General features: G+C 68.2%; 16 protein-coding genes and 1 pseudogene. 14 read left to right on the top strand and 3 right to left on the bottom strand.

The genetic code is table 11. The annotated features are described in order from the left end of the window. The 11 genes from QMX79_RS06990 to QMX79_RS06940 all read left to right on the top strand — a co-directional run bounded on the left by QMX79_RS06990 (position 1) and on the right by QMX79_RS06940 (position 14,223). Entirely contained in the window at positions 1-1,629 is a 1,629-nt protein-coding gene (locus QMX79_RS06990) for a TldD/PmbA family protein (RefSeq protein WP_282245715.1), read from the top strand. Positions 1,630-1,753: 124 nt separating this feature from the next. Further along, positions 1,754-3,388: a TldD/PmbA family protein gene (locus QMX79_RS06985; protein ID WP_282245713.1), complete on the top strand. Its 1,635-nt coding sequence runs from the start codon at positions 1,754-1,756 to the stop codon at positions 3,386-3,388. 21 nt (positions 3,389-3,409) lie between these two features. After that, positions 3,410-4,744: a TldD/PmbA family protein gene (locus tag QMX79_RS06980; protein WP_282245711.1), complete on the top strand. Its 1,335-nt coding sequence runs from the start codon at positions 3,410-3,412 to the stop codon at positions 4,742-4,744. 16 nt (positions 4,745-4,760) lie between these two features. Further along, positions 4,761-5,462 (top strand): DUF4159 domain-containing protein, encoded by a 702-nt coding sequence (locus QMX79_RS06975; protein WP_282245709.1) that lies wholly within the window; start codon positions 4,761-4,763, stop codon positions 5,460-5,462. 62 nt (positions 5,463-5,524) lie between these two features. Beyond that, positions 5,525-6,511, top strand: coding sequence for a MoxR family ATPase (locus QMX79_RS06970; RefSeq protein ID WP_282245707.1), 987 nt, complete (start codon positions 5,525-5,527; stop codon positions 6,509-6,511). 7 nt (positions 6,512-6,518) lie between these two features. Next, the gene (locus QMX79_RS06965) at positions 6,519-7,409 is read left to right on the top strand and encodes a DUF58 domain-containing protein (protein WP_282245705.1); all 891 of its coding nucleotides are present in this window, start codon (positions 6,519-6,521) and stop codon (positions 7,407-7,409) included. Further along, positions 7,406-8,527, top strand: coding sequence for a BatA domain-containing protein (locus QMX79_RS06960; protein ID WP_336618855.1), 1,122 nt, complete (start codon positions 7,406-7,408; stop codon positions 8,525-8,527). Before QMX79_RS06965 ends, QMX79_RS06960 begins: the two co-directional genes overlap by 4 nt. Next, entirely contained in the window at positions 8,524-10,680 is a 2,157-nt protein-coding gene (locus tag QMX79_RS06955; RefSeq protein ID WP_282245703.1) for a hypothetical protein, read from the top strand. Before QMX79_RS06960 ends, QMX79_RS06955 begins: the two co-directional genes overlap by 4 nt. Continuing rightward, entirely contained in the window at positions 10,677-12,518 is a 1,842-nt protein-coding gene (locus tag QMX79_RS06950) for a hypothetical protein (protein ID WP_282245701.1), read from the top strand. The genes QMX79_RS06955 and QMX79_RS06950 overlap by 4 nt, the downstream gene beginning before the upstream one ends. 93 nt (positions 12,519-12,611) lie before the next feature. Continuing rightward, positions 12,612-13,211 carry an AbiEi antitoxin N-terminal domain-containing protein gene (locus QMX79_RS06945; RefSeq protein ID WP_282245699.1) on the top strand — a complete coding sequence of 200 codons (600 nt, stop codon included), beginning with the start codon at positions 12,612-12,614 and terminating at the stop codon, positions 13,209-13,211. Next, positions 13,204-14,223: a nucleotidyl transferase AbiEii/AbiGii toxin family protein gene (locus tag QMX79_RS06940; RefSeq protein ID WP_282245697.1), complete on the top strand. Its 1,020-nt coding sequence runs from the start codon at positions 13,204-13,206 to the stop codon at positions 14,221-14,223. The genes QMX79_RS06945 and QMX79_RS06940 overlap by 8 nt, the downstream gene beginning before the upstream one ends. A gap of 12 nt (positions 14,224-14,235) precedes the next feature. Here the strand turns inward: QMX79_RS06940 and QMX79_RS06935 are convergent, their stop codons facing one another. Together QMX79_RS06935 and QMX79_RS06930 are read right to left on the bottom strand one after the other, a co-directional pair. Continuing rightward, positions 14,236-14,898, bottom strand: a complete 663-nt coding sequence (locus QMX79_RS06935; RefSeq protein WP_282245695.1) for a hypothetical protein — start codon at positions 14,896-14,898, stop codon at positions 14,236-14,238. Between the two features lie 40 nt (positions 14,899-14,938). Continuing rightward, complete coding sequence (locus tag QMX79_RS06930; protein ID WP_282245693.1) at positions 14,939-15,364, bottom strand: hypothetical protein; 426 nt, start codon at positions 15,362-15,364, stop codon at positions 14,939-14,941. Between the two features lie 207 nt (positions 15,365-15,571). On the opposite strand from QMX79_RS06930, the gene QMX79_RS06925 reads away from it, so the two are divergent. From QMX79_RS06925 to QMX79_RS06915, 3 genes are all read left to right on the top strand, one after another. Then, the gene (locus tag QMX79_RS06925) at positions 15,572-18,052 is read left to right on the top strand and encodes a DEAD/DEAH box helicase (RefSeq protein WP_336618854.1); all 2,481 of its coding nucleotides are present in this window, start codon (positions 15,572-15,574) and stop codon (positions 18,050-18,052) included. Next, positions 18,049-19,092 (top strand): ribonuclease H-like domain-containing protein, encoded by a 1,044-nt coding sequence (locus QMX79_RS06920; RefSeq protein WP_282245690.1) that lies wholly within the window; start codon positions 18,049-18,051, stop codon positions 19,090-19,092. Before QMX79_RS06925 ends, QMX79_RS06920 begins: the two co-directional genes overlap by 4 nt. Positions 19,093-19,169: 77 nt before the next feature. Continuing rightward, positions 19,170-19,490 carry an I78 family peptidase inhibitor gene (locus QMX79_RS06915; RefSeq protein WP_282245688.1) on the top strand — a complete coding sequence of 107 codons (321 nt, stop codon included), beginning with the start codon at positions 19,170-19,172 and terminating at the stop codon, positions 19,488-19,490. A gap of 40 nt (positions 19,491-19,530) precedes the next feature. On the opposite strand, the pseudogene QMX79_RS06910 reads toward QMX79_RS06915, so the two are convergent. Next, positions 19,531-20,340: pseudogene (locus QMX79_RS06910) on the bottom strand (transmembrane BlaR protein); the annotation flags it as partial.

Raw genomic sequence — 20,340 nt, 5'->3', positions numbered from 1 at the left:
GTGCAACGCCGTGAGTTTCTGACGCTGTCTGGAATGGGCCTCGCCGGCCTGATGTTGCCGAACTCCCGCCTGATTGCCGCCGAGCAGCTGCTTGAGCCCGGCAACGTGGTCCGCAACAAGGCGCTGGCCGAGGCCGCCCTCGCCGCGGCCAAACGGGCCGGGGCCAGCTACTGCGACGTGCGCATCGGCCGCTACCTCAACCAGGCAGTGATCACCCGCGAAGCGCGGGTGCAGAATGTCACCAACAGCGAATCCTCCGGGATCGGCATCCGGGTCATCGTCAACGGCGCGTGGGGCTTTGCCGCCACCCACCAGCAGACCCCGGCCGCGATCCTGGCCGCGGTGGAGCAGGCCGCTGCCATTGCCCGCGCCAACGCCACCATCCAGACCCGGCCGGTCCAACTGGCCCCGGTGACCGGGGTGGGCGATGTGAGCTGGAAGACGCCGATCCGCAAGAACGCCATGGCGGTGCCGATCCAGGACAAGGTCGAGCTGCTGCTCAGCCTGAATGAGGCCGCGATCAACGCCGGCGCCGACTTCATCAACTCCACCCTGTTCCTGGTCAACGAGCAGAAGTACTTCGCCTCCAGCGATGGCTCCTTCATCGACCAGGACGTGCACCGGATCTGGCTGCCGTTCACCGCCACCGCCATCGACAAGAGCACCGGCAAGTTCCGCACCCGCGCCGGGCTGTCCTCGCCGATGGGTATGGGCTACGAGTTCCTCGATGGCCAGGCCAGCGGCAAGATCCAGCTGCCGGGCGGCATCACCGCCTATCGTGACTCCTACGACCCGGTCGAAGATGCCATCGCCGCCGCCCGCCACGCCCGCGAGAAGCTCAAGGCACCCTCGGTCAAGCCGGGCAAGTACGACCTGGTGCTGGACCCCTCCAACCTGTTCCTGACCATCCACGAGAACGTCGGCCACCCGCTGGAGCTGGACCGCGTACTGGGCTACGAGGCCAACTACGCCGGCACCAGCTTCGCCACGCTGGACAAGCGCGACGCCGGCTACCGCTGGGGCAGCGAGCGGGTGAACTTCTTCGCCGACAAGACCGCCCCGGGCAGCCTGGGCGCGGTGGGCTACGACGACGAAGGGGTCAAGACCAAGCGCTGGGACCTGGTCAAGGACGGCATCCTGGTCAACTACCAGGCCACCCGCGATGAAGTGCACCTGCTGGGCGAAACCGAATCGCACGGCTGCAGCTACGCCGATTCCTGGTCCAGCGTGCAGTTCCAGCGCATGGCCAACGTGTCGCTGGCACCGGGCAAGACGCCGCTGAGCGTGTCCGACATGATCAAGGACGTGGAGAACGGCATCTACATCCACGGCCGCGGCTCCTATTCCATCGACCAGCAGCGCTTCAACGCGCAGTTCGGCGGGCAGCTGTACTACCAGATCAAGAACGGGCAGATCGCCGGCATGGTCGAAGACGCGGCGTACCAGATCCGCACGCCGGAGTTCTGGAACGCGTGCAGCGCGATCTGCGACGAGCGCGATTTCCGCTTCGGCGGGTCGTTCTTCGATGGCAAGGGCCAGCCGGGCCAGGTCTCGGCGGTATCGCACGGCTCGGCGACCACGCGCTTCGACGGCATCAACATCATCAACACCGCACGCAGCCTGGGCTGAGCCGCCCGGCCACCGTGCCAAACGTCACTACCGTTGGACCGCCGCGCCCGCAAGAATCGAAACACCGCTGTACCCGTGATCCCGCCTTGTTCCTGCCACCCCCACACCGACGTGGAGAGCTGCCTTGCAAAGACGTGACTTCCTTGCCCTGACCGGGCTTACTGCTGGCGGCCTGATCGTGCCGGCGTTCTTCGGCAAGGTGATCGCCGCCGAGCAGCTGCACAGCACCCTGGACCCGGCGCTGAAGAAGCGCCTGGCCGATGCCGCGCTGGCCGCCGCCCGCCAGGCCGGTGCCACCTATTCCGACGTGCGTATCGGCCGCTACCTGCGCCAGTTCGTGATCACCCGCGAAGACAAGGTGCAGAACGTGGTGAACACCGAATCCACCGGTGTGGGCATCCGCGTGATCGTCAACGGTGCGTGGGGCTTTGCCGCCACCAACCAGCTCAACCCGACCGATGTGGCGCGTGCCGCGAAGCAGGCAGTGGCCATCGCCAAGGCCAACGCCGGCGTGCAGACCGCCAAGGTGCAGCTGGCCGCCACGCCCGGCGTGGGCGAGGTGAGCTGGAAGACGCCGATCCGCAAGAACGCGATGGACGTGCCGATCAAGGAAAAGGTCGAGCTGCTGCTGGACGTCAACGCCGCCGCGATGGGCGCCGGCGCCAGCTTCGTCAATTCGATGCTGTTCCTGGTCAACGAGCAGAAGTACTTCGCCTCCACCGATGGCTCCTACATCGACCAGGACGTACACCGCATCTGGGCGCCGATGACGGTCACCGCCATCGACAAGGCCAGCGGCAAGTTCCGCACCCGCGAAGGCCTGTCCGCGCCGATGGGCATGGGCTACGAATACCTCGATGGTGCCGCGGCCGGCAAGGTGCTCACGCCGAACGGCGTGGTCAACTACGGTTCTTCCTACGACATGAAGGAAGACGCGATCGCGGCGGCCAAGCAGGCGCAGGAAAAGCTGAAGGCGCCGTCGGTCAAGCCGGGCAAGTACGACCTGGTGCTGGACCCCTCGCACACCTGGCTGACCATCCACGAATCGGTTGGCCACCCGCTGGAACTGGATCGCGTGCTGGGCTACGAGGCCAACTACGCCGGCACCAGCTTCGCCACCCTGGACAAGCGCGAACAGCACTTCCAGTACGGCAGCGACCTGGTCAACATCTTCGCCGACAAGACCCAGCCGGGCAGCCTCGGTGCGGTGGCCTACGACGATGAAGGCGTCAAGACCAAGCGCTGGGACCTGATCAGCAACGGCAAGCTGGTAGATTACCAGACCATCCGCGACCAGGCCCACATCCTGGGCAAGACCGAATCGGACGGCTGCTGCTATGCCGATTCCTGGTCCAGCGTGCAGTTCCAGCGCATGGCCAACGTGTCGATGGCGCCGGGCAAGACCCCGCTGAGCGTGAGCGACCTGGTCAAGGACGTCGAGAACGGCATCTACATCATCGGCGACGGTTCGTTCTCCATCGACCAGCAGCGCTACAACGCGCAGTTCGGCGGCCAGCTGTTCTATGAAATCAAGAATGGCCAGATCACCCGCATGCTCGAAGACGTGGCCTACCAGATCCGCACGCCGGAGTTCTGGAACGCCTGCAGCGCCGTGGCCGACGAACGCGACTACCGCCTGGGCGGTTCGTTCTTCGACGGCAAGGGCCAGCCGGGCCAGGTCTCGGCGGTCTCGCACGGTTCGTCCACCGCGCGCTTCAACGGCATCAACGTCATCAACACCGCGCGCAGCCTCGGCTGACCGGTCAGGAGCCCTTATTCCATGAGTATCTTCACCGAAGCCCAGGCCAAGGCCATCCTCGACAAGGTCATCGCGCTGTCCAAGGCCGATGAGACCACCGCGGTGCTGGCCGGCTCGATCAACGGCAACATCCGTTTCGCGCTCAACAACGTTTCCACCAGCGGCATCGTCGACAACACCGAACTGGCCGTGACCGTGGCCTTCGGCAAGCGCGTGGGCACCGCCTCGATCAACGAGTTCGACGACGCCGCGCTGGAACGCGTGGTCCGCCGCGCCGAAGACCTGGCCCGCCTGGCCCCGGAAAACCCGGAGTTCCTGCCGGCCATCGGCAAGCAGGCCTACACCGCCAGCCCGACCTTCAGCGAATCCACCGCCACCATCGACCCGGCGTTCCGCGCCAAGGTCGCCGCCGATTCGATCGCGCCCTGCCGCGGCAACGGCCTGATCGCCGCCGGCTTCCTGGAAGACGGCCAGGGCTTCTACGCCACCGCCAACAGCAACGGCAACTTCGGTTACCAGCGCAGCACCAACTTCGACTACACCTGCACCGTGCGCACCGAAGACGGCCGCGGTTCGGGCTGGGTCGGCCGCAACCTGAAGGACGCCGCTGATTTCAAGGCCGACCAGGACGTGCGCATCGCCATGCGCAAGGCCACCGAATCGTCCGAAGCCAAGGCGCTGGAGCCGGGCAAGTACACCGTGATCCTGGAACCGGCCGCCGCTGCCGGCCTGATCAGCTTCATGATGAACTTCTTCGATGCGCGCTCGGCCGATGAAGGCCGCAGCTTCCTGTCCAAGAAGGGCGGTGGCAACAAGCTGGGCGAGCAGGTCTACGACCCGCGCGTGAACATGTACGCCGACCCGTGGCACCCCGAGGCTCCGGTGCTGCCGTGGGACCAGCAGGGCCTGCCGCGCAGCAAGCTGGCCATCATCGAGAACGGCAAGGTCGCCAACCTGGATTACTCGCGCTTCTGGGCGCAGAAGCAGGGCAAGACCGCCAACGCCACCCCGGGCAACCTGCTGATGAGCGGCGGCGACAAGAGCACCGCCGAGCTGGTCCGTGGCACCCAGAAGGGCATCCTGGTCACCCGTACCTGGTACATCCGCATGGTTGATCCGCAGACCGTGCTGCTCACCGGCCTGACCCGCGACGGCACCTTCTACATCGAAAACGGCCAGATCAAGTACCCGGTGAAGAACTTCCGCTTCAACGAATCGCCGGTGATCATGCTCAACAACATCGAAGAGCTGGGCAAGCCGGTGCGCGTGGCCGGTGACGAGTCCAGCTTCGTGATGATGATCCCGCCGATGAAGCTGCGCGATTTCACCTTCACCTCGCTGTCCGACGCGGTCTGATGGCGCGCGTGCGGCAATGAACCGCGCGCAGTTCCTGCGGTTGATGCTTGGCGGGGCCGCCCTGGCGGCCCTGCCCTCGTTCGCCCGCGCGCAGGCCGGGCGGTACGACTTCTGGTTTACCCGCCTCAAGTACGATTCCGGCGACTGGGACGTGGACGCGCGCATGCCGTCCAACGTGATCACCTCGCTGATCGACTACACCACGCTGCGGGTGGACCCGACCGAACATGTGGTCGCGCTGTCGGACCCGCGCATGCTGGAAGCCCCGTTCTGCTACCTGGCCGGGCACAAGCTGGTGGAATTCAATGCGGCCGAGCGGCAGAACTTCGTGCGCTATGTGCGCAACGGCGGGTTCGTGTTCGTGGATGACTGCAACCACGATATCGATGGGCTGTTCGCCAAGTCGTTCGAAGCGCAGATGGCCAAGCTGTTCGGGCCGGCCGCGCTGAAGAAGCTGCCCAATACGCATGCGCTGTATCGCAGCTTCTTCAAGTTCCCGGACGGGCCGCCGGCCACCAGCTTCGAGCTCAATGGCTGGGGCGACGACGTTGTGCACGATTACCTCAAGGGCATCGAGGTCGATGGCCGGCTCGGCGTGCTTTACAGCAACAAGGATTACGGCTGCGAGTGGGATTACGACTGGCGCAACAAACGGTTCCTGGCCGAGGACAACACCCGGTTTGCGGTGAACATCGTGATGTACGCGTTGAACAATTAGGCTTCGTTGATTTCTTCAGCCACGCAGGGCGTGGCTCTACACCGACTTTTGCGAGTTTCCCCATGCAAACTGACAGCCCTATCGATTCTCTCCTGGCCAAACTGCAGCCCCTGCGCGATGCGCTGGGCAAGGCCGTGGTGGGCCAGCATGATGTGGTGGAACAGCTGCTGATCGGCCTGCTTGCCGGTGGCCATGTGCTGCTGGAAGGCGCGCCGGGGCTGGGCAAGACCCTGCTGGTGCGTTCGCTGGGGCAGGCGCTGGAGCTGCAGTTCCGGCGCGTGCAGTTCACCCCGGACCTGATGCCCAGCGACATCCTGGGCACCGAACTGCTGGAAGAAGACCACGGCACCGGCCATCGCCATTTCCGCTTCCAGCAGGGGCCGATCTTCACCCACCTGCTGCTGGCCGACGAACTCAACCGCACCCCGCCCAAGACCCAGGCGGCGCTGCTGGAAGCCATGCAGGAACGCACCGTCAGCTACGCCGGCACCACCTATGCGCTGCCGGCACCGTTCTTCGTGCTGGCCACGCAGAACCCGATCGAACAGGCCGGTACCTACCCGCTGCCGGAAGCCCAGCTGGACCGGTTCCTGCTGCACGTGCGGGTGGATTACCCCACCGAGCAGGAAGAGCGCGACATCCTGGTGCAGACCACCGGCAGCAGCAGTGGCGCCGTTCCCAAGGTGATGCACGCCGAGGATGTACTGGCCCTGCAGGCCGCCGTGCGCCAGGTGCATGTCAGTGATGATGTGCTGAGCTGGATCACCCGTCTGGTCCGTGCCAGCCGGCCCGGCCCGGGCGCACCCGAGGCGGTCAACCATTGGATCAAGTGGGGCGCCGGCCCGCGTGCCGGGCAGTCGCTGGTGCTGGCGGCCAAGGCCCGCGCGTTGCTGCAGGGGCGTTTCGCGGCCACCCGCGATGACGTGCAGGCGCTGATCGCACCGGTGATGCGCCACCGCCTGCTGCTCTCGTTCGCCGCCGAAGCCGAGCAGAAGGGCGCCGACGATGTGATCGCCGCGTTGCTGCAGGCCGTGCCCTTCCCCGCCTGAGCCTGCCGTGAGCCCGCACGCCCCGATCGCCATTCCCGCCGATGTCCGCAGCCGCCTCAAGGCGCTGCGGCTGTTGCCGCGGCGTGCGGCCGGCGCACAGGGCATCGGCCAGCATGCCAGCCGCAGCCGCGGTGCTGGATTGGAATTCGCGCAGTACCGCGCCTACGAGCCCGGCGACGAACTCCGCCAGATCGACTGGAAGCTGTACGCCCGCTCGGACCGCTTCTTCGTGCGCGAGTCCGAGCGCGAAAATCCGGTCACGATCTGGATCCTCGTGGATGCCACCGCATCGGCCGGGCAGGCCGACCGTGCACGCCCCGCGGTGTCGCGGCTGGACCATGCCTGTGCCACTGCGGCCTGCATCGTCGAACTGGCGCTGCAGCAGGGCGACCGCTTCGGCCTGGTGGCCATCAATGGCGACGGCGTGCAGCTGGTGCCGGCCGGCAGTGGTGCGCGCCAGCGCGACCGCATCCACCTGCTGCTGCACCGCCTGCGTGCCCATGGCGCGTGGCCCGCTGCGGACGCGCTGCGCCCGGTGTGGGAACGCGTACAGGCCAACGACATGCTGGTGGCGCTGGGCGATGGCTTCGACGAGGCTGGCACCGTGCTGCTGGAACGGTTGGCGGCGGCCCGCCGCGATGTGGTGCAGCTGCAGATCCTGACCGCCGAGGAGCGCGATTTTCCGTTCCAGGACGGCCACCGCTTCCGCGACCCGGAAACCGGTGAAGAACTGCTGGGTGATGGCCGTGCGATCCGCGACGCGTACTTGGCCCGCTTTGCCGAGGCACAGCGCGTGCTGCAAGCGCGGCTTCTGCGCGGTGGCGTTGCCCACGTGGTGACCCACATCGACCAGCCGCTGGATGCGCCGCTGCGGCTGCTGGCCGGGAGCACGCGATGAGCCTGTCGCTGCTGTTTCCGCTGGGGCTGCTGGCGCTGGCCTCGCTGCTGGTGCCGTTGCTGATCCATCTGGCGCGCCGCCACCACTACGCGCCGCTGGAGTTCGCCGCGCTGCGCTGGCTGCGCGCGAAGGCCCGCCCGCGCCAGCGGATCCGTTTCGACGAGTGGCCGCTGCTGCTGGTGCGCCTGCTGCTGCTTGCCGCGCTCGCCGTATTGTTGGCCCGGCCGCTGCTGCATGGCGCACCGGTACAGACACCGCCGTGGGTGGTGGTGGCGCCGGGACTGAGCCCGCCGACGCTGCCTGCAGGCAGCGAGGGTCACTGGCTGGCGCCCGGGTTCCCGCCGATGCAGGACGCGGCACCGGCCGGCCAGCAGCCGCTTTCCAGTCTGCTGCGCGAGCTGGATCAAACCCTGCCCAAGGGGACGGAATTAATGGTGTACATCCCCGATCCGATGCGCGGGCTGGACGGCGAGCGACCACGGTTGTCGCGTGCGGTAACCTGGCGTCCGGTTGCCATGCCGGTGGGCGCGACGGTGCCGGACAACGCGCCGCAGCTGCGCGTCAGTGGCACGGATCAGGATCCGTCGGCGCTGCGCGTGCTCGATGCCCTGCAGCGCGCGTGGAGCGGGCAGCCGCTGTCGGCCGCGCTCGCCACGGATGCCTTGCCCGAACAAGGTCAGGTCGGCGTGTGGCTGGCCGATGCGCCCCTGCCGGCCGCCTGGCAGGCCTGGGTGCAGGCCGGCGGCAGCGTGTTGGCTGTGTCGACCAAGGCCGCCACCGGTACGGGTACGACGGTGCTGCAGGACGCCGGCGGCAAGGCGGCGGTCATGCGGCATGCCCTCGGTCGCGGACAGGTGCTGCGCTTCACGGCCGCGCTGTCAGCCGATGCACTGCCGATCCTGCGTGAACCGTCCTTCCCGCGCCGCCTGCTGGAGCAGCTACATCCGTTGCCGCCGCCGCAACTGGCGCCTGCGGCCGCGCAGGCGCCGCTGACCGGTGCCACCCCGCCGCAGACGCAGCCGCGTGACCTGGCGGCATGGCTGCTGGTGCTGATCGTGCTGCTGTTCGCCCTGGAGCGCTGGATGGCTACCGCACCACGACGCGGGGCGGGCGCATGAACCGCGTTCACCAGGCATGGCAGCGCGCGCGTCGCCGGCGGTGGTGGATCACCGCATTGCTGCTGGTGCCCGTGGCGCTGGCCCTCACCGCCATCGCGGCGCGGGTGGCGGGGATCAACCTCGGCTCCATCGTGCTGCTGGCCACCCTGCTGGTCGTCGCAGGTACCGCCACCTGGCGCGCGCGACGGCTGGACCGGCACTGGCTGGTACGCCAGCTGGACACCCATGCCATCGCGCAGGACAGCGCCGACCTGCTGTTCGCCGATACCGCCGCGCTCAATCCCCTGCAGCAACGCCAGCACGCGCGCATCACCGCCGCGCTGCAGGCCGCGCCGCCGGACCTGCGCGCGGCCTGGCCGAAGCGCTGGCTGGCCGTGGCGTGGTGTGGCGGGATGCTGGCGGCCGTGCTGGCCGTAGGCTGGCCTGCACCGGGCGCACCGCTGCCGGCCCTTCCCGGCCGTGCCACGCCTGCCGCCAGCCCGGCGCAACCGCCCAGCCTGCAGTCCTCCCGGCTGCGGATCCAGGCACCTGCCTACACCGGCCAGGCCCTGCGCACCCAGACCGCGCTCGATGCCAAGGTCGTGCAGGGCAGCGCGCTGGACTGGTCGCTGCGCTTCAGCGCACAGCCCACGCAGGCCGCACTGCAGCTGCACGACGGCACCCGCATCGCGCTGCGCCGCGATGGCGAAGCGTGGGTGGCGCAGTGGAAGGCGGCCAAGCCCACGCTGTACCGCATCGTGACCGAGCCGGCGCTGACCACGCCGCGGCTGTATCGCCTGGATGTGGTGCCCGACCGGCCGCCCAGCGTGCGCGTGATCGCGCCGGACCGCACCCTGGTCCTGGCCACGCCCGGCCAGCGCCAATGGACCCTGCAGTTCGAGGCCAGCGACGACTTCGGCGTGGCGGCCAACGCCGAACTGCACCTGACCCTGGCCCAGGGCAGCGGCGAGAACATCACCTTCCGCGAGCAGCGCGTCGCGCTGGCCGGCACGGGCCCGGCCACCCAGCGCCGCTTCACGCGCACGCTGGACTTGGCCGCACTCGGCGCCGGCCCGGGCAACGATGTGATCGCGCAGCTGCAGGTGCGCGACAACCGCACCCCCACCGCACAGACCGCTCAGAGCACCAGCCTCATCCTGCGCCTGCCGAGCGAAGAACAGGTGCTGGGCACGGACCTGGAAGGCATGGTCAAGAAAACCCTGCCGGCGTACTTCCGCAGTCAGCGCCAGATCATCATCGACGCCGAAGCACTGATCAAACTGCGCCGCCAGCTGCCGGCCGACGAGTTCGTGAAGCGTTCCGACGCGATCGGCGTGGACCAGCGGATCCTGCGCCTGCGTTATGGGCAGTTCCTGGGCGAGGAAAGCGAAGGCGGTGCCAAGCCGCCGCCGACCAGCGACAGCCTGCCCACCAGCGATACGCCCGCTGCGGAACACGATGAGGATCACGCACACGACACCGCCAGTGCGCGGGGCGGCCACGATGATCACGAGCACGGTGCAACGAAGGCCGACAGCGCCCCGGTATTCGGCGCCGCCACCGACGTGCTTTCCGAGTACGGCCACACCCACGACCACGCCGAAGCAGCCACGCTGCTGGATCCGCAGACCCGCGCGATCCTGAAGGCGGCACTGGACCAGATGTGGTCGTCGGAAGGCGAGCTGCGCCAGGGCCGCCCCGAGCGCGCGCTGCCGTTCGCGTACAAGGCGCTGGGCTTCATCAAACAGGTGCAGCAGGCCGAGCGCATCTATCTCGCCCGGGTCGGGCCCGAGCTGCCGCCGATCGACGAAAACCGCCGCATGACCGGCGACCGCGCCGATCTCGGCAACCGCGCCTCCACCATTACCCCCGTGGACGCACCTGATCCGGCCATCGTGGCGGTCTGGCAACAGTTGGCCGACACCCGCAGCACACCGGACCTCGACGCGCTGAGCCAGTGGCTGGGCCGCCACCAATCGCGGCTGTCCGATCCGCTGAGCCTCGCCGCGGCGGTCGAGGAACTGCGTCTCGCACCAGACTGCGCCTCCTGCCGCACCACGTTGCGCGCACAGCTGTGGCGCGCGTTGCAGCGACCGTTGCCGCAGCTGGAACGCCGCAGCACACCGGACCCGATGGCGCAGCGCTACCTGGATGCCCTGGAGGGCACGCGATGAGCATGGCAGCATGGATCGCGATTGCCTTGGCCCTGATCACCGTCGCAGGCAGCGTGCGCGTCCTCCGCGTAGAGCCACGCCCTGCGTGGCTGCCTTCCCCCAGACGCACTGCGCTGCTCGCATTGCAGGCCCTGTCCGCCCTGTTGCTCTACTTCACCCTCGTACCCCCACAGCGCAGCGTGGAAGCGGGCCAACTGACCGTACTGACCGCCAACGCCGCATCCGCAGGCACCGTGCCCGCCGGCGCAACCGTCATCGCGCTGCCGGAAGCGACGCCCGGTGCAGACGCCATGCGCGCCCCCGACCTGGCCACCGCGCTGCGCCAGCATCCGGGCAGCACCGCGTTGCTGCTGGTCGGTGATGGACTGTCCGCGCGTGATCGCGATACCGAACTGCCGCTGCGTGCAACGCTGCAATCCCCTGCCGCGCCCCATGGTTGGTTGGATCTCCAGCCGCCGGCGGTCACCGCACCCGGCGCACTGTTCGAGGTAGCCGCACGTGCCGGCGGTGTCGACGGCGGGCGGGCCGAACTGCTCGACCCGGCCGGCGTGGTGGTCGACCGCGCGCCGCTGGACGCGCAGGGCAATGTGCGCCTGCACGGCAGCGCGCGCGCCGACGGCCGCAGCGAATTCACCCTGCGCCTGCTCGACGCCCAGCAGCACGCCGTGGACAGCCTCCCGGTGCCGCTGCAGACCGTGGCGGCAACCCCACCGCGCGTGCTGATCCTTGCCGGCGCACCCGGCCCGGAACTGAAGTACCTGCGCCGCTGGGCCACCGATACCGGCCTGCCCGTGCAGGCCCAGTCCAGCGCCGGTGGCGGCGTCATGCTGGGCGATGCGCCGGTGGCCCTGAGCGCGGGCCGACTGGCCGCCACCGACGTGCTGGTGCTGGACGAACGCAGCCTGGCGGCACTGGGCGCGGCGCAACGCACGCTGGTGCAGCAGGCACTGCGCGATGGCCTGGGCGTGGTGGTACGCAGCGGCGGCCCGCTCAACGATTCCACCCGCCAGGCATTGCGCAACTGGGGCATGCCGGTGAGCGGAGGCACCCGTGCGATACCACTGCAGTTGCCGGCCGATCCGGAAGCGGCGCTGCTGCAGGCACGGCGCGGCCCGCAACGGCCGTCCACCGACAGCACCGCATGGACAGACGAAGCCGACGCCACATCGCACGGCGCCGCGCCGCCCGCGCTGGAGCGGTTCGACGCGGGAGTGACCGGTGCGGATGCGTTGCTGCTCGACGCCAAGGGCAATGCTGTCGGCGGCTGGCGCAGCGTCGGTCGCGGCCGCATTGCCCTGCTGCCGGTAACCGACAGCTACCGGCTGGTCCTCTCCGGCCGCGACGACCGCTACGCAGAGCTGTGGTCGGGCGTGCTGGCCAAGGTGGCACGTGCGCTGCCGGGGGCGCCTGCCGTTCGCCTGCAGTCAGCCACTCCATGGTCGGGCGAGCGCATGACCGTGTGCGAGGTGCCGCGCGGCACGCGTGTCCGCGATGCAGAAGGCCACACCGTCGCCCTGCAGGTCGATCCGGCCAGCGGCAGCCAGCAGTGCGCCGGCTACTGGCCGCAGCAGCCCGGTTGGCACCAGCTGCAGCACGGCGACACCGTGCAGGCGTTCTACGTACTCGACCCGGCCAGCGCGCAACCGCTGTACCGCCAGCAGCTGCGTACTGCCACCGCCAACCGCCTGGCTGAAACGAACGCGGCCATAAGCGGAACGCCGGACAAGGTCTCCGGCCCCCGCTGGCCCTGGCTGCTCGCCTTCATCGCCGTCGCCGCCCTGCTGTGGTGGCTCGAGCGGCGCAGACCCGACCCAGTGACGCCTCCGGCCGCCATCTGACGATTGATGAAATATATCAATAACGTCAAATGCTTAGAAACTTTATGTCAGATATTAACGGCAATGTTCTGACACCTGGTGCACACTACAAGCATGAAGTCACTCCCCCACAGAATCCTCGCGATGGCTGCTCAGATGCCCGAGGGCAGCGTTCTGTCGGCCGACATCCTGTTCTCGCTGGGTACACGCAATGCGCTCGACCAAGCGCTTTCCCGGCTGGCAAAGACCGGCGCCCTGATGCGCGTGGATCGTGGGCTGTACGTCCGGCCCATCCAGACCCGCTTTGGCGAGCGCGCACCCGATGCCCACAAGGTCGTCACTTCGCTGGCTTCGCAGGCCGGCGAAACAATGGTGGTGGGAGAGGCATCGGCCGCAAACTCATTGGGCCTGACCACCCAGGTGCCAATGCGTCCGGTCTACCTGAGCTCAGGGGTCTCGCGCAGGTTGCAGCTTGGCAATCAGGTTGTTGAGATCCGCCACGCACCGCGCTGGAAGCTCGCGCTCGCCAACCGGGAAGCGGGTACCGCGCTTCGGGCAATGGCCTGGGCAGGGAAGGAACGCGCTCAGGCCGTGGCTTCGCTGCTCAGTCAGCGAATGTCCGAAGCCCAGCTTGCCGAGCTGACCAGCGTTTCCACCCGCTACATGCCAGCCTGGATGAGCAAAGCAATCAGGGACCTGTCGGCCCATGGCTGATCGCTTTCTCGCGTTGTCGGCGGATGACCGTCGGGATGCGCTGGAAGCTGCCGCAACAGCGAGTGGCCGGCCGGCGTACCTGCTGGAAAAAGATGTATGGGTCGTGTGGGCGCTCGATGTCCTGTTCGCCCAGCCATTCGGTGAACACCTCGTCTTCAAGGGCGGAACATCGCTGTCCAAGGCGCACGGCGATCTGATCCAGCGGTTTTCCGAGGATATCGATCTTACCTACGACATACGGCAACTGATCGCGGGTCCGGAGCCCAATGCCATTGAACCGCTTCCCGCCAGCCGAAGCCAGGAAAGGAAGTGGACAAGCGCAGTGCGCAAACAGTTGCCCATCTGGATACAGACGCATGTAGTGCCTGCCCTGCAGCGCGCCATTGAAGCAGGCAGTGTTCCGTTGAAGGTGTCCACTTCATTGGACAAGGTCGAACTTCATTACGAGCCGGTCAATGCTGCGCGTGAGTACGTTCGTCCCATGGTCCTGCTTGAGTTTGGCGCCCGCTCAAGCGGTGAGCCCGCCGAACGCTTCGATGTCGCCTGCGATGCGTCTGCTCTGCTTGGCCTTGAGTTTCCCCAGGCGTGTCCGCGCGTCATGCGCGCTGAACGCACGTTCTGGGAAAAGGCGACTGCGGCGCATGTCTACTGCCATCAGGACAAGACTCCCGAAAGATTTGCGCGGCATTGGCATGACATGGCCAGGCTGGACCAGCACGGTTATGTCGACGCCGCCCTCGCCGAACCGCAGTTGGCTGAACAGGTCGCTGCCCACAAGCAGATGTTCTTTGAGTGCCGATCTCTGGACGGCAGCATCATCCAGTACGCCGATGCCATCCGCGGCGGTTTGCGGATCGTTCCGTGTTCAGAGGGCAGAATTCATCTGGCCGCCGATTATCAGGCCATGATCGATGAAGGCCTGTTCGATGGCTCTCCGTTAGCGTTCGATGCTCTTATGGAGCACTGCAGCCGTATCGAGGCGAAAGTGAACGCCGCGCTCACCGCTACCTGAGGCAGGTTACGGCTACTTCAACCGATACACCCCGTTGAAGCGCACGTTCATGCCGCCGCATTCGGTGTTGTCCGCCACCAGCAGCGCGTCACCGAGCCACTGCGCGCGCACCTCACACATGTCCTCGCTGAAGACGACCTTCTCCCCCTCGGGTACAGCCCGGGCCGCCACCTGGCCCATGTTGGGTCCGCCCGGCCGCTGTTCCGGGCTGGGGTTGGCCGAGGGCCAGTAGGCATCGCCTTCCACCGACAGCGCATTGCCCTGCACGCGGATGACAAGGCTGTCGTCGCCGCTGCGCCAGTGCCCGGCCCAATCCGTCAACACGGGGGTACGCGTGGGAAGCTTCTGCAGCCGTGCCTTGTCCACCCAGCCCGCGCTGCCACCCACCTTGTTGGGGAAGAAGACGCAGCGGTAGCGGCCCAGGTCGCGGCCGCTGATAACGGTGTCCCCGTTCACGACGTAGGTACCGTGGCGGCAGGCGGCTTCGCCCTTGCGAGGACATCCGTTCATATCATCGAGCAGGTAGAGGCGCTGTGCGCCAATCACCCTGGCCTGCGCAAAATTGCTCTGATCCGACGGAAACGCCCCGTTGCGGCAACTGCCACCATCGGCCATGTCGCTGGCGAGTGCTGGCAGCGGAAGCAGCAGGGCGAGGCACAGGGAGCGCAGCAGCATGGCGTCAGCATTGAAGGGGCAATGCTGGGAGGATAGCGGCTCACTCCCCCGCCGGCGCCGTGCAGCCCTGCTGCGGATCACAGAACTGCAGCGCGCGGCGCAGCTGGGCCGCATCCAGCCCCGGCGGCGGGCGCGCGATGGCCGACTGGATCGGGTCCGGGGCGCGGGTCAGCGTATGCAGGCCCTGCGCGGTCTTTGCGATGCCGTAGTTGATGCCCATCATCAAATAGCCGCCGCGCATGCCCACCTCCTCCAGCGAAGGTGGCTCGCGCCAGCTGCGGTTGAAGGCGTTGGGTTCGGGCTGCACCGGAGATCTGAAGCGGTACAGGTCCACCGGGACGTCGTCCTCCGGCTTCAGCGCACGCACTTCGCCCAGCGTGGTGACGCGGGCGTCCGCGCTGTCGGCGGGTTCGCCGGGCTCCTGCTGGGCCCGTACCCCGTTCGCCAGCAGCAGCGCGGCGATCATTGTCGTTGTTGCCATCCCTGTGCGTAATGCCACGTCTGGTCCTGTGTGCAGCGTTCAGCGCGCAGCATACGGAGACGACCTTCAGATTTCGTTGCCCGTTCGCGACAGCCGCGCAGGCGCTGAATCATTCACCCGCCCGGCCGGCGATGTCTCAACCACTGAGACGGGTTTGTGCTTCCATGGCGTCCTTTGCAGACCGTTGTTCCCATGGCCTACGAACTTGCCAAGCGCACCGAGGACGCCGAGCGCCGCCTCGCGACCACCGACGGGCTGCCCTCGCGCAACGGTGCGCTGCTCACCGCCCGGCTGCAGCAGCGCTATGCCGACCGCATCACCGGCAGCTTCACGATTCCCGGCCGCGAAGGCCGCTACGCGCCGATCCCGGCCGATGTGCCGGCCGCGCTGACCGCCGCGCTGAAGGCGCGGGGCATCGAGCAGCTGTACAGCCACCAGGCCGAAGCATGGGAGGCCACCCAGCGGGGTGAACACGTGGCCATCGTCACCCCCACCGCCAGCGGCAAGTCGTTGTGCTACACCCTGCCGGTGGTCAGCGCCGCCATGCAGGGCAAGGCCAAGGCGCTGTACCTGTTCCCGACCAAGGCGTTGGCCCAGGACCAGGTGGCCGAGCTGCTGGAGCTCAACCGCGCCGGCGACCTGGGGGTGAAGGCCTTCACCTTCGACGGCGACACCCCCGGCGATGCGCGCCAGGCGATCCGCCTGCATGGCGACATCGTGGTGTCCAACCCGGACATGCTGCACCAGGCCATCCTGCCGCATCACACCAAGTGGGCGCAGTTCTTCGAAAACCTGCGCTATGTGGTGATCGATGAGGTGCACAGCTACCGCGGCGTGTTCGGCAGCCATGTCACCAACGTGCTGCGTCGGCTCAAGCGGATCTGCGCCTTCTACGGCGTGTCCCCGCAGTTCATCCTGTGCTCGGCCACCATCGGCAACCCGCAGGCGCATGCCGAAGCGCTGATCGAGGCACCGGTCACCGCCATCACCGAATCCGGCGCGCCGACCGGGCCCAAGCAAGTGCTGCTGTGGAACCCGCCGGTGGTCAACGCCGACCTGGGCCTGCGCGCCTCGGCGCGCTCGCAGAGCAACCGCATTGCCCGCATCGCGATCAAATCCGGGCTGAAGACGCTGATCTTCGCGCAGAGCCGGCTGATGGTCGAAGTGCTCACCAAGTACCTCAAGGACATCTTCGACCACGACCCGCGCAAGCCCCCACGCATCCGCGCCTATCGCGGCGGCTACCTGCCCACCGAGCGCCGCGAGACCGAACGCGCCATGCGCGCCGGCAACATCGACGGCATCGTCAGCACCTCGGCGCTGGAGCTGGGCGTGGATATCGGCAGCCTGGACGTAGTGGTGCTCAACGGCTACCCCGGCAGCGTGGCCGCCACCTGGCAGCGCTTCGGCCGCGCCGGCCGCCGCCAGCAGCCCGCGCTGGGCGTGCTGGTGGCCAGCTCGCAGCCGCTGGACCAGTACGTGGTGCGGCACCCGGACTTCTTCGCCGAGGCCTCGCCCGAACACGCGCGTACCGCTCCGGACCAGCCGCTGATCCTGTTCGACCACATCCGCTGCGCCGCCTTCGAGCTGCCGTTCCTGGCCGGCGACCCGTTCGGGCCGATCGACCCGCTGGTGTTCCTGGAAGCGCTGGCCGAAACCGAGGTGGTGCACCGTGAGGGCGACCGCTGGGAATGGATCGCCGACAGCTACCCGGCCAATGCGGTGAGCCTGCGTTCGGTGGCCGACGGCAACTTCGTGGTGGTCGACCGCAGCGACGGCAAGCAGCAGATCATCGCCGAGGTGGATTACTCCGCCGCCGCGCTGACCCTGTACGAAGGCGCCATCCACATGGTGCAGTCCACCCCGTACCAGGTGGAGCGGCTGGACTGGGAAGGCCGCAAGGCCTACGTCACCCGCACCCACGTGGACTACTACACCGACAGCATCGACTTCACCAAGCTCAAGGTGCTGGACCGTTTCGACGGCTGCATGGCCGGCCAGGGCGATTCGCACCACGGCGAAGTGCACGTGGTGCGGCGCGTGGCCGGGTACAAGAAGATCCGCTACTACACCCACGAAAACATCGGCTATGGGCCGGTCAACCTGCCCGACCAGGAGCTGCACACCACGGCGGTGTGGTGGCAGCTGCCGCAGGGGCTGCTGCTGACCGCGTTCGAGTCCAAACAGGAGGCGCTGGACGGCTTCCTCGGCGCCGCCTACGCGCTGCACATCGTCGCCACGGTGGCGGTGATGGCCGATGCGCGCGACCTGCAGAAGGCGGTGGGCAATGGCGATGGTGCGTGGTTCGCGGTGGCCGACCAGAGCGGCCGTGGCCAGCTGCGTGGCGCCGAGTTCGATGCCAGCGCCATCGAGCTGCAGCAGCAGTTCGTGCCCACGGTGTACCTGTACGACAACTTCCCCGGCGGCGTGGGGCTGAGCGAGCCGTTGTGGCTGCGCCAGGCCGAGCTGCTGCAGCGCGCGCAGGAACTGGTGCAGCGCTGCGACTGCAAGGCCGGTTGCCCGGCCTGCGTGGGCCCGGTGCTGGCCGGCCAGGAAGACGATGCCACCACGCCCAAGGCGCTGGCCTTGAAGGTGCTGGCGTTGTTCGACGAACCGGCGCTGTCGAATGCCAATGCGCACGCGCAGCACGACGTTGATGTGGTGCCGTTTTGAGCCTGAGCCTGGACAAGCTGCGCCTGCTGCGGCGCCAGGCCGGTGATGCGACGCCGCGCACGGTGGCGGCCGAACCCGCTGCTGCGCCCCCGCCCGTGGTGCCGGTCGCCGCCAACGATGCGCAGGCGCGCCGACCTGCGCCGGATTCGGTGTTCGCCTGGGTGGAACAGGAGATCCGCCACAAGCCGAGCGGCGCGAGCGTCCCCGTGCCGGCACCGGCACCGCTGCGCAGGCCGGACGTGGGTGGCCTGCACCGGCTGCTGGGGCTGCGTGATCGCGGTACGGCCGCGGCGCGCCCGCGCGCGAATGCGCAGGACCGCCATGTGCCCGGCGAGGAAATCGCACCCGGGTTGTTCCTGATCGAATCGTTCCTGGCCCAGCCCATTCCGACCCAGCCGCTGTCGCTGGCCTTCGCCAAGCGCGACGGCGAGCAGGTGCAGCCGCAGGACCTGATGTTCTTCGACACCGAAACCACCGGCCTGGCCGGCGGCACCGGCACCCGTGCCTTCATGATCGGCGCGGCCGACTGGCACCGCGATGCCGCGCGCGGCGACGGCCTGCGCATCCGCCAGCTGCTGATGACCACCATGGCGGCTGAAACCGCGATGCTGGCCGAGTTCGCGCGCTGGCTGCAGCCCAGCACGGTGTTTTCCAGCTACAACGGCCGCTGCTACGACGCGCCGCTGTTGAAGACCCGCTACCGGCTGGCCCGCCAGCGCTGCCCGATCACCCCGCTGGACCATGTGGACCTGCTGTTCCCCACCCGCCGTCGCTACCGCGGCACCTGGGAGAACTGCCGGCTGGCCACGATCGAGCGCCAGCTGCTGCAGATCGTGCGCGAAGACGACCTGCCCGGCTCCGAAGCGCCGGCGGCGTGGCTGAACTACCTGCGCGGTGGCAGCGCGGTGAACCTGCGCCGGGTGGCCGAACACAACCACCAGGACGTGGTCACCCTGTCGCTGCTGATGCTGCGGCTGGTGGCCGAAGAACGCCGCGAACGCGAAACACTGGCACTGGAAGGCGGCCCCGTCCGCGGCTGAGCGGGCGTTGACACCCCGTGCAGCCGGGGCGGTGCAAGCTGGCCGCACTTACCCGCTCCCGGAGACTGGCCATGCGTATGTCCCTGCTGTTGCTTGCTTGTGCCCTGCCGCTGACCGCGTGCAGCACCCCGCCCAAGAGCAGCACCGATCCGGCCGTGGTCGATCCGGTGCCGCATGTCGCTGATGGAGGCACCATGAAGTGCAATCCCGACGTTCTCGAACAGTTCAATGGAAAAGTCGCGAACGAAGCGACGGTCAAACAGGCGGTGGCCAAGAGCGGCGCGAAGAACGCGCGCGTGGTGAAGCCGGGCATGGCCGTCACCATGGACTTCCGCGAAGATCGGTTGACGATCAACGTGGATGCAGACAACAAGATCGAACGCATCGGCTGTAACTGACCCGCGACGGGGTGCCCGGGCATACGCCCGGGCATTACCGTTACCTCAGGCGCTGCACGGTGCCATCGGCCAGTGCCTTGTCGAACGCCTTGCGCACGTCGCGGGCAATCTGGGCCGAGGCGATGCTCTGCTGCTGCGCCAGGCCTGACTGCTGGCGGGCCAGCTCGGCCTGCTGGCGGGCAATCTCGGCAATACGGCGGTGGTCCACTGCCGCCGCCGCGTCCGCCTTGGCGCGCTGCGCGGCGCGTTCGGCCAGCGCTGCATCGCCCTTCGTGGTGCGCGCGGCATTGTTGGCCATTTCCGCTGCGTCCATCGACTCCATCGCATCGCGGCTGGCGCGCATCGCCACCTCGGCAATGCGCTCGCCCAGCTCACCCTGCTGCTCGCCCAGTGCGCCCATGCGTTCGCCCAGCGCGCCCTGCTGCTCGCCCAGTTTGGCCACCTGCTGCTGGGCCTTGGACAGCGACTGCAGCAGCGCCGGGTCACGCACCAGGTACCGCTCGTTGCCGACGCGCACCCACAACGCCGGGTCCCGACCCTGCACGTCACGCTGAGCCTGCTTGAGGTCGGCCATCGAAGCGTCGACGAAGTTGTCGCCGCCGCCCATCAGCACGAACGCCTGGCGCGGCTGGTGCGAGAGGTCCAGACGACCGTGGGTGATGGTGGTGGTACTGGTGCTGGTGCTGCTGCTCACACTGTCCGGGTGCGGCGGCGGTGTGGGCGCGGCCGGGGCCGCCGGGGGAAGCGGTGCGGTGACCGGGCGCGGTGCCGGCGCAGGCTTCGGCACCGCAGGCGCTGCCGGGGCCGCGACGGCCGGCGGGGCAGCCGGTGCGGCCGGAACGGCGGGGGC

Source organism: Stenotrophomonas sp. PS02300 (genome assembly GCF_029959395.1).
In the GTDB taxonomy this organism is placed as follows: domain Bacteria; phylum Pseudomonadota; class Gammaproteobacteria; order Xanthomonadales; family Xanthomonadaceae; genus Stenotrophomonas; species Stenotrophomonas maltophilia_AD.
This window is presented reverse-complemented; position numbering and strand designations above follow the sequence as displayed.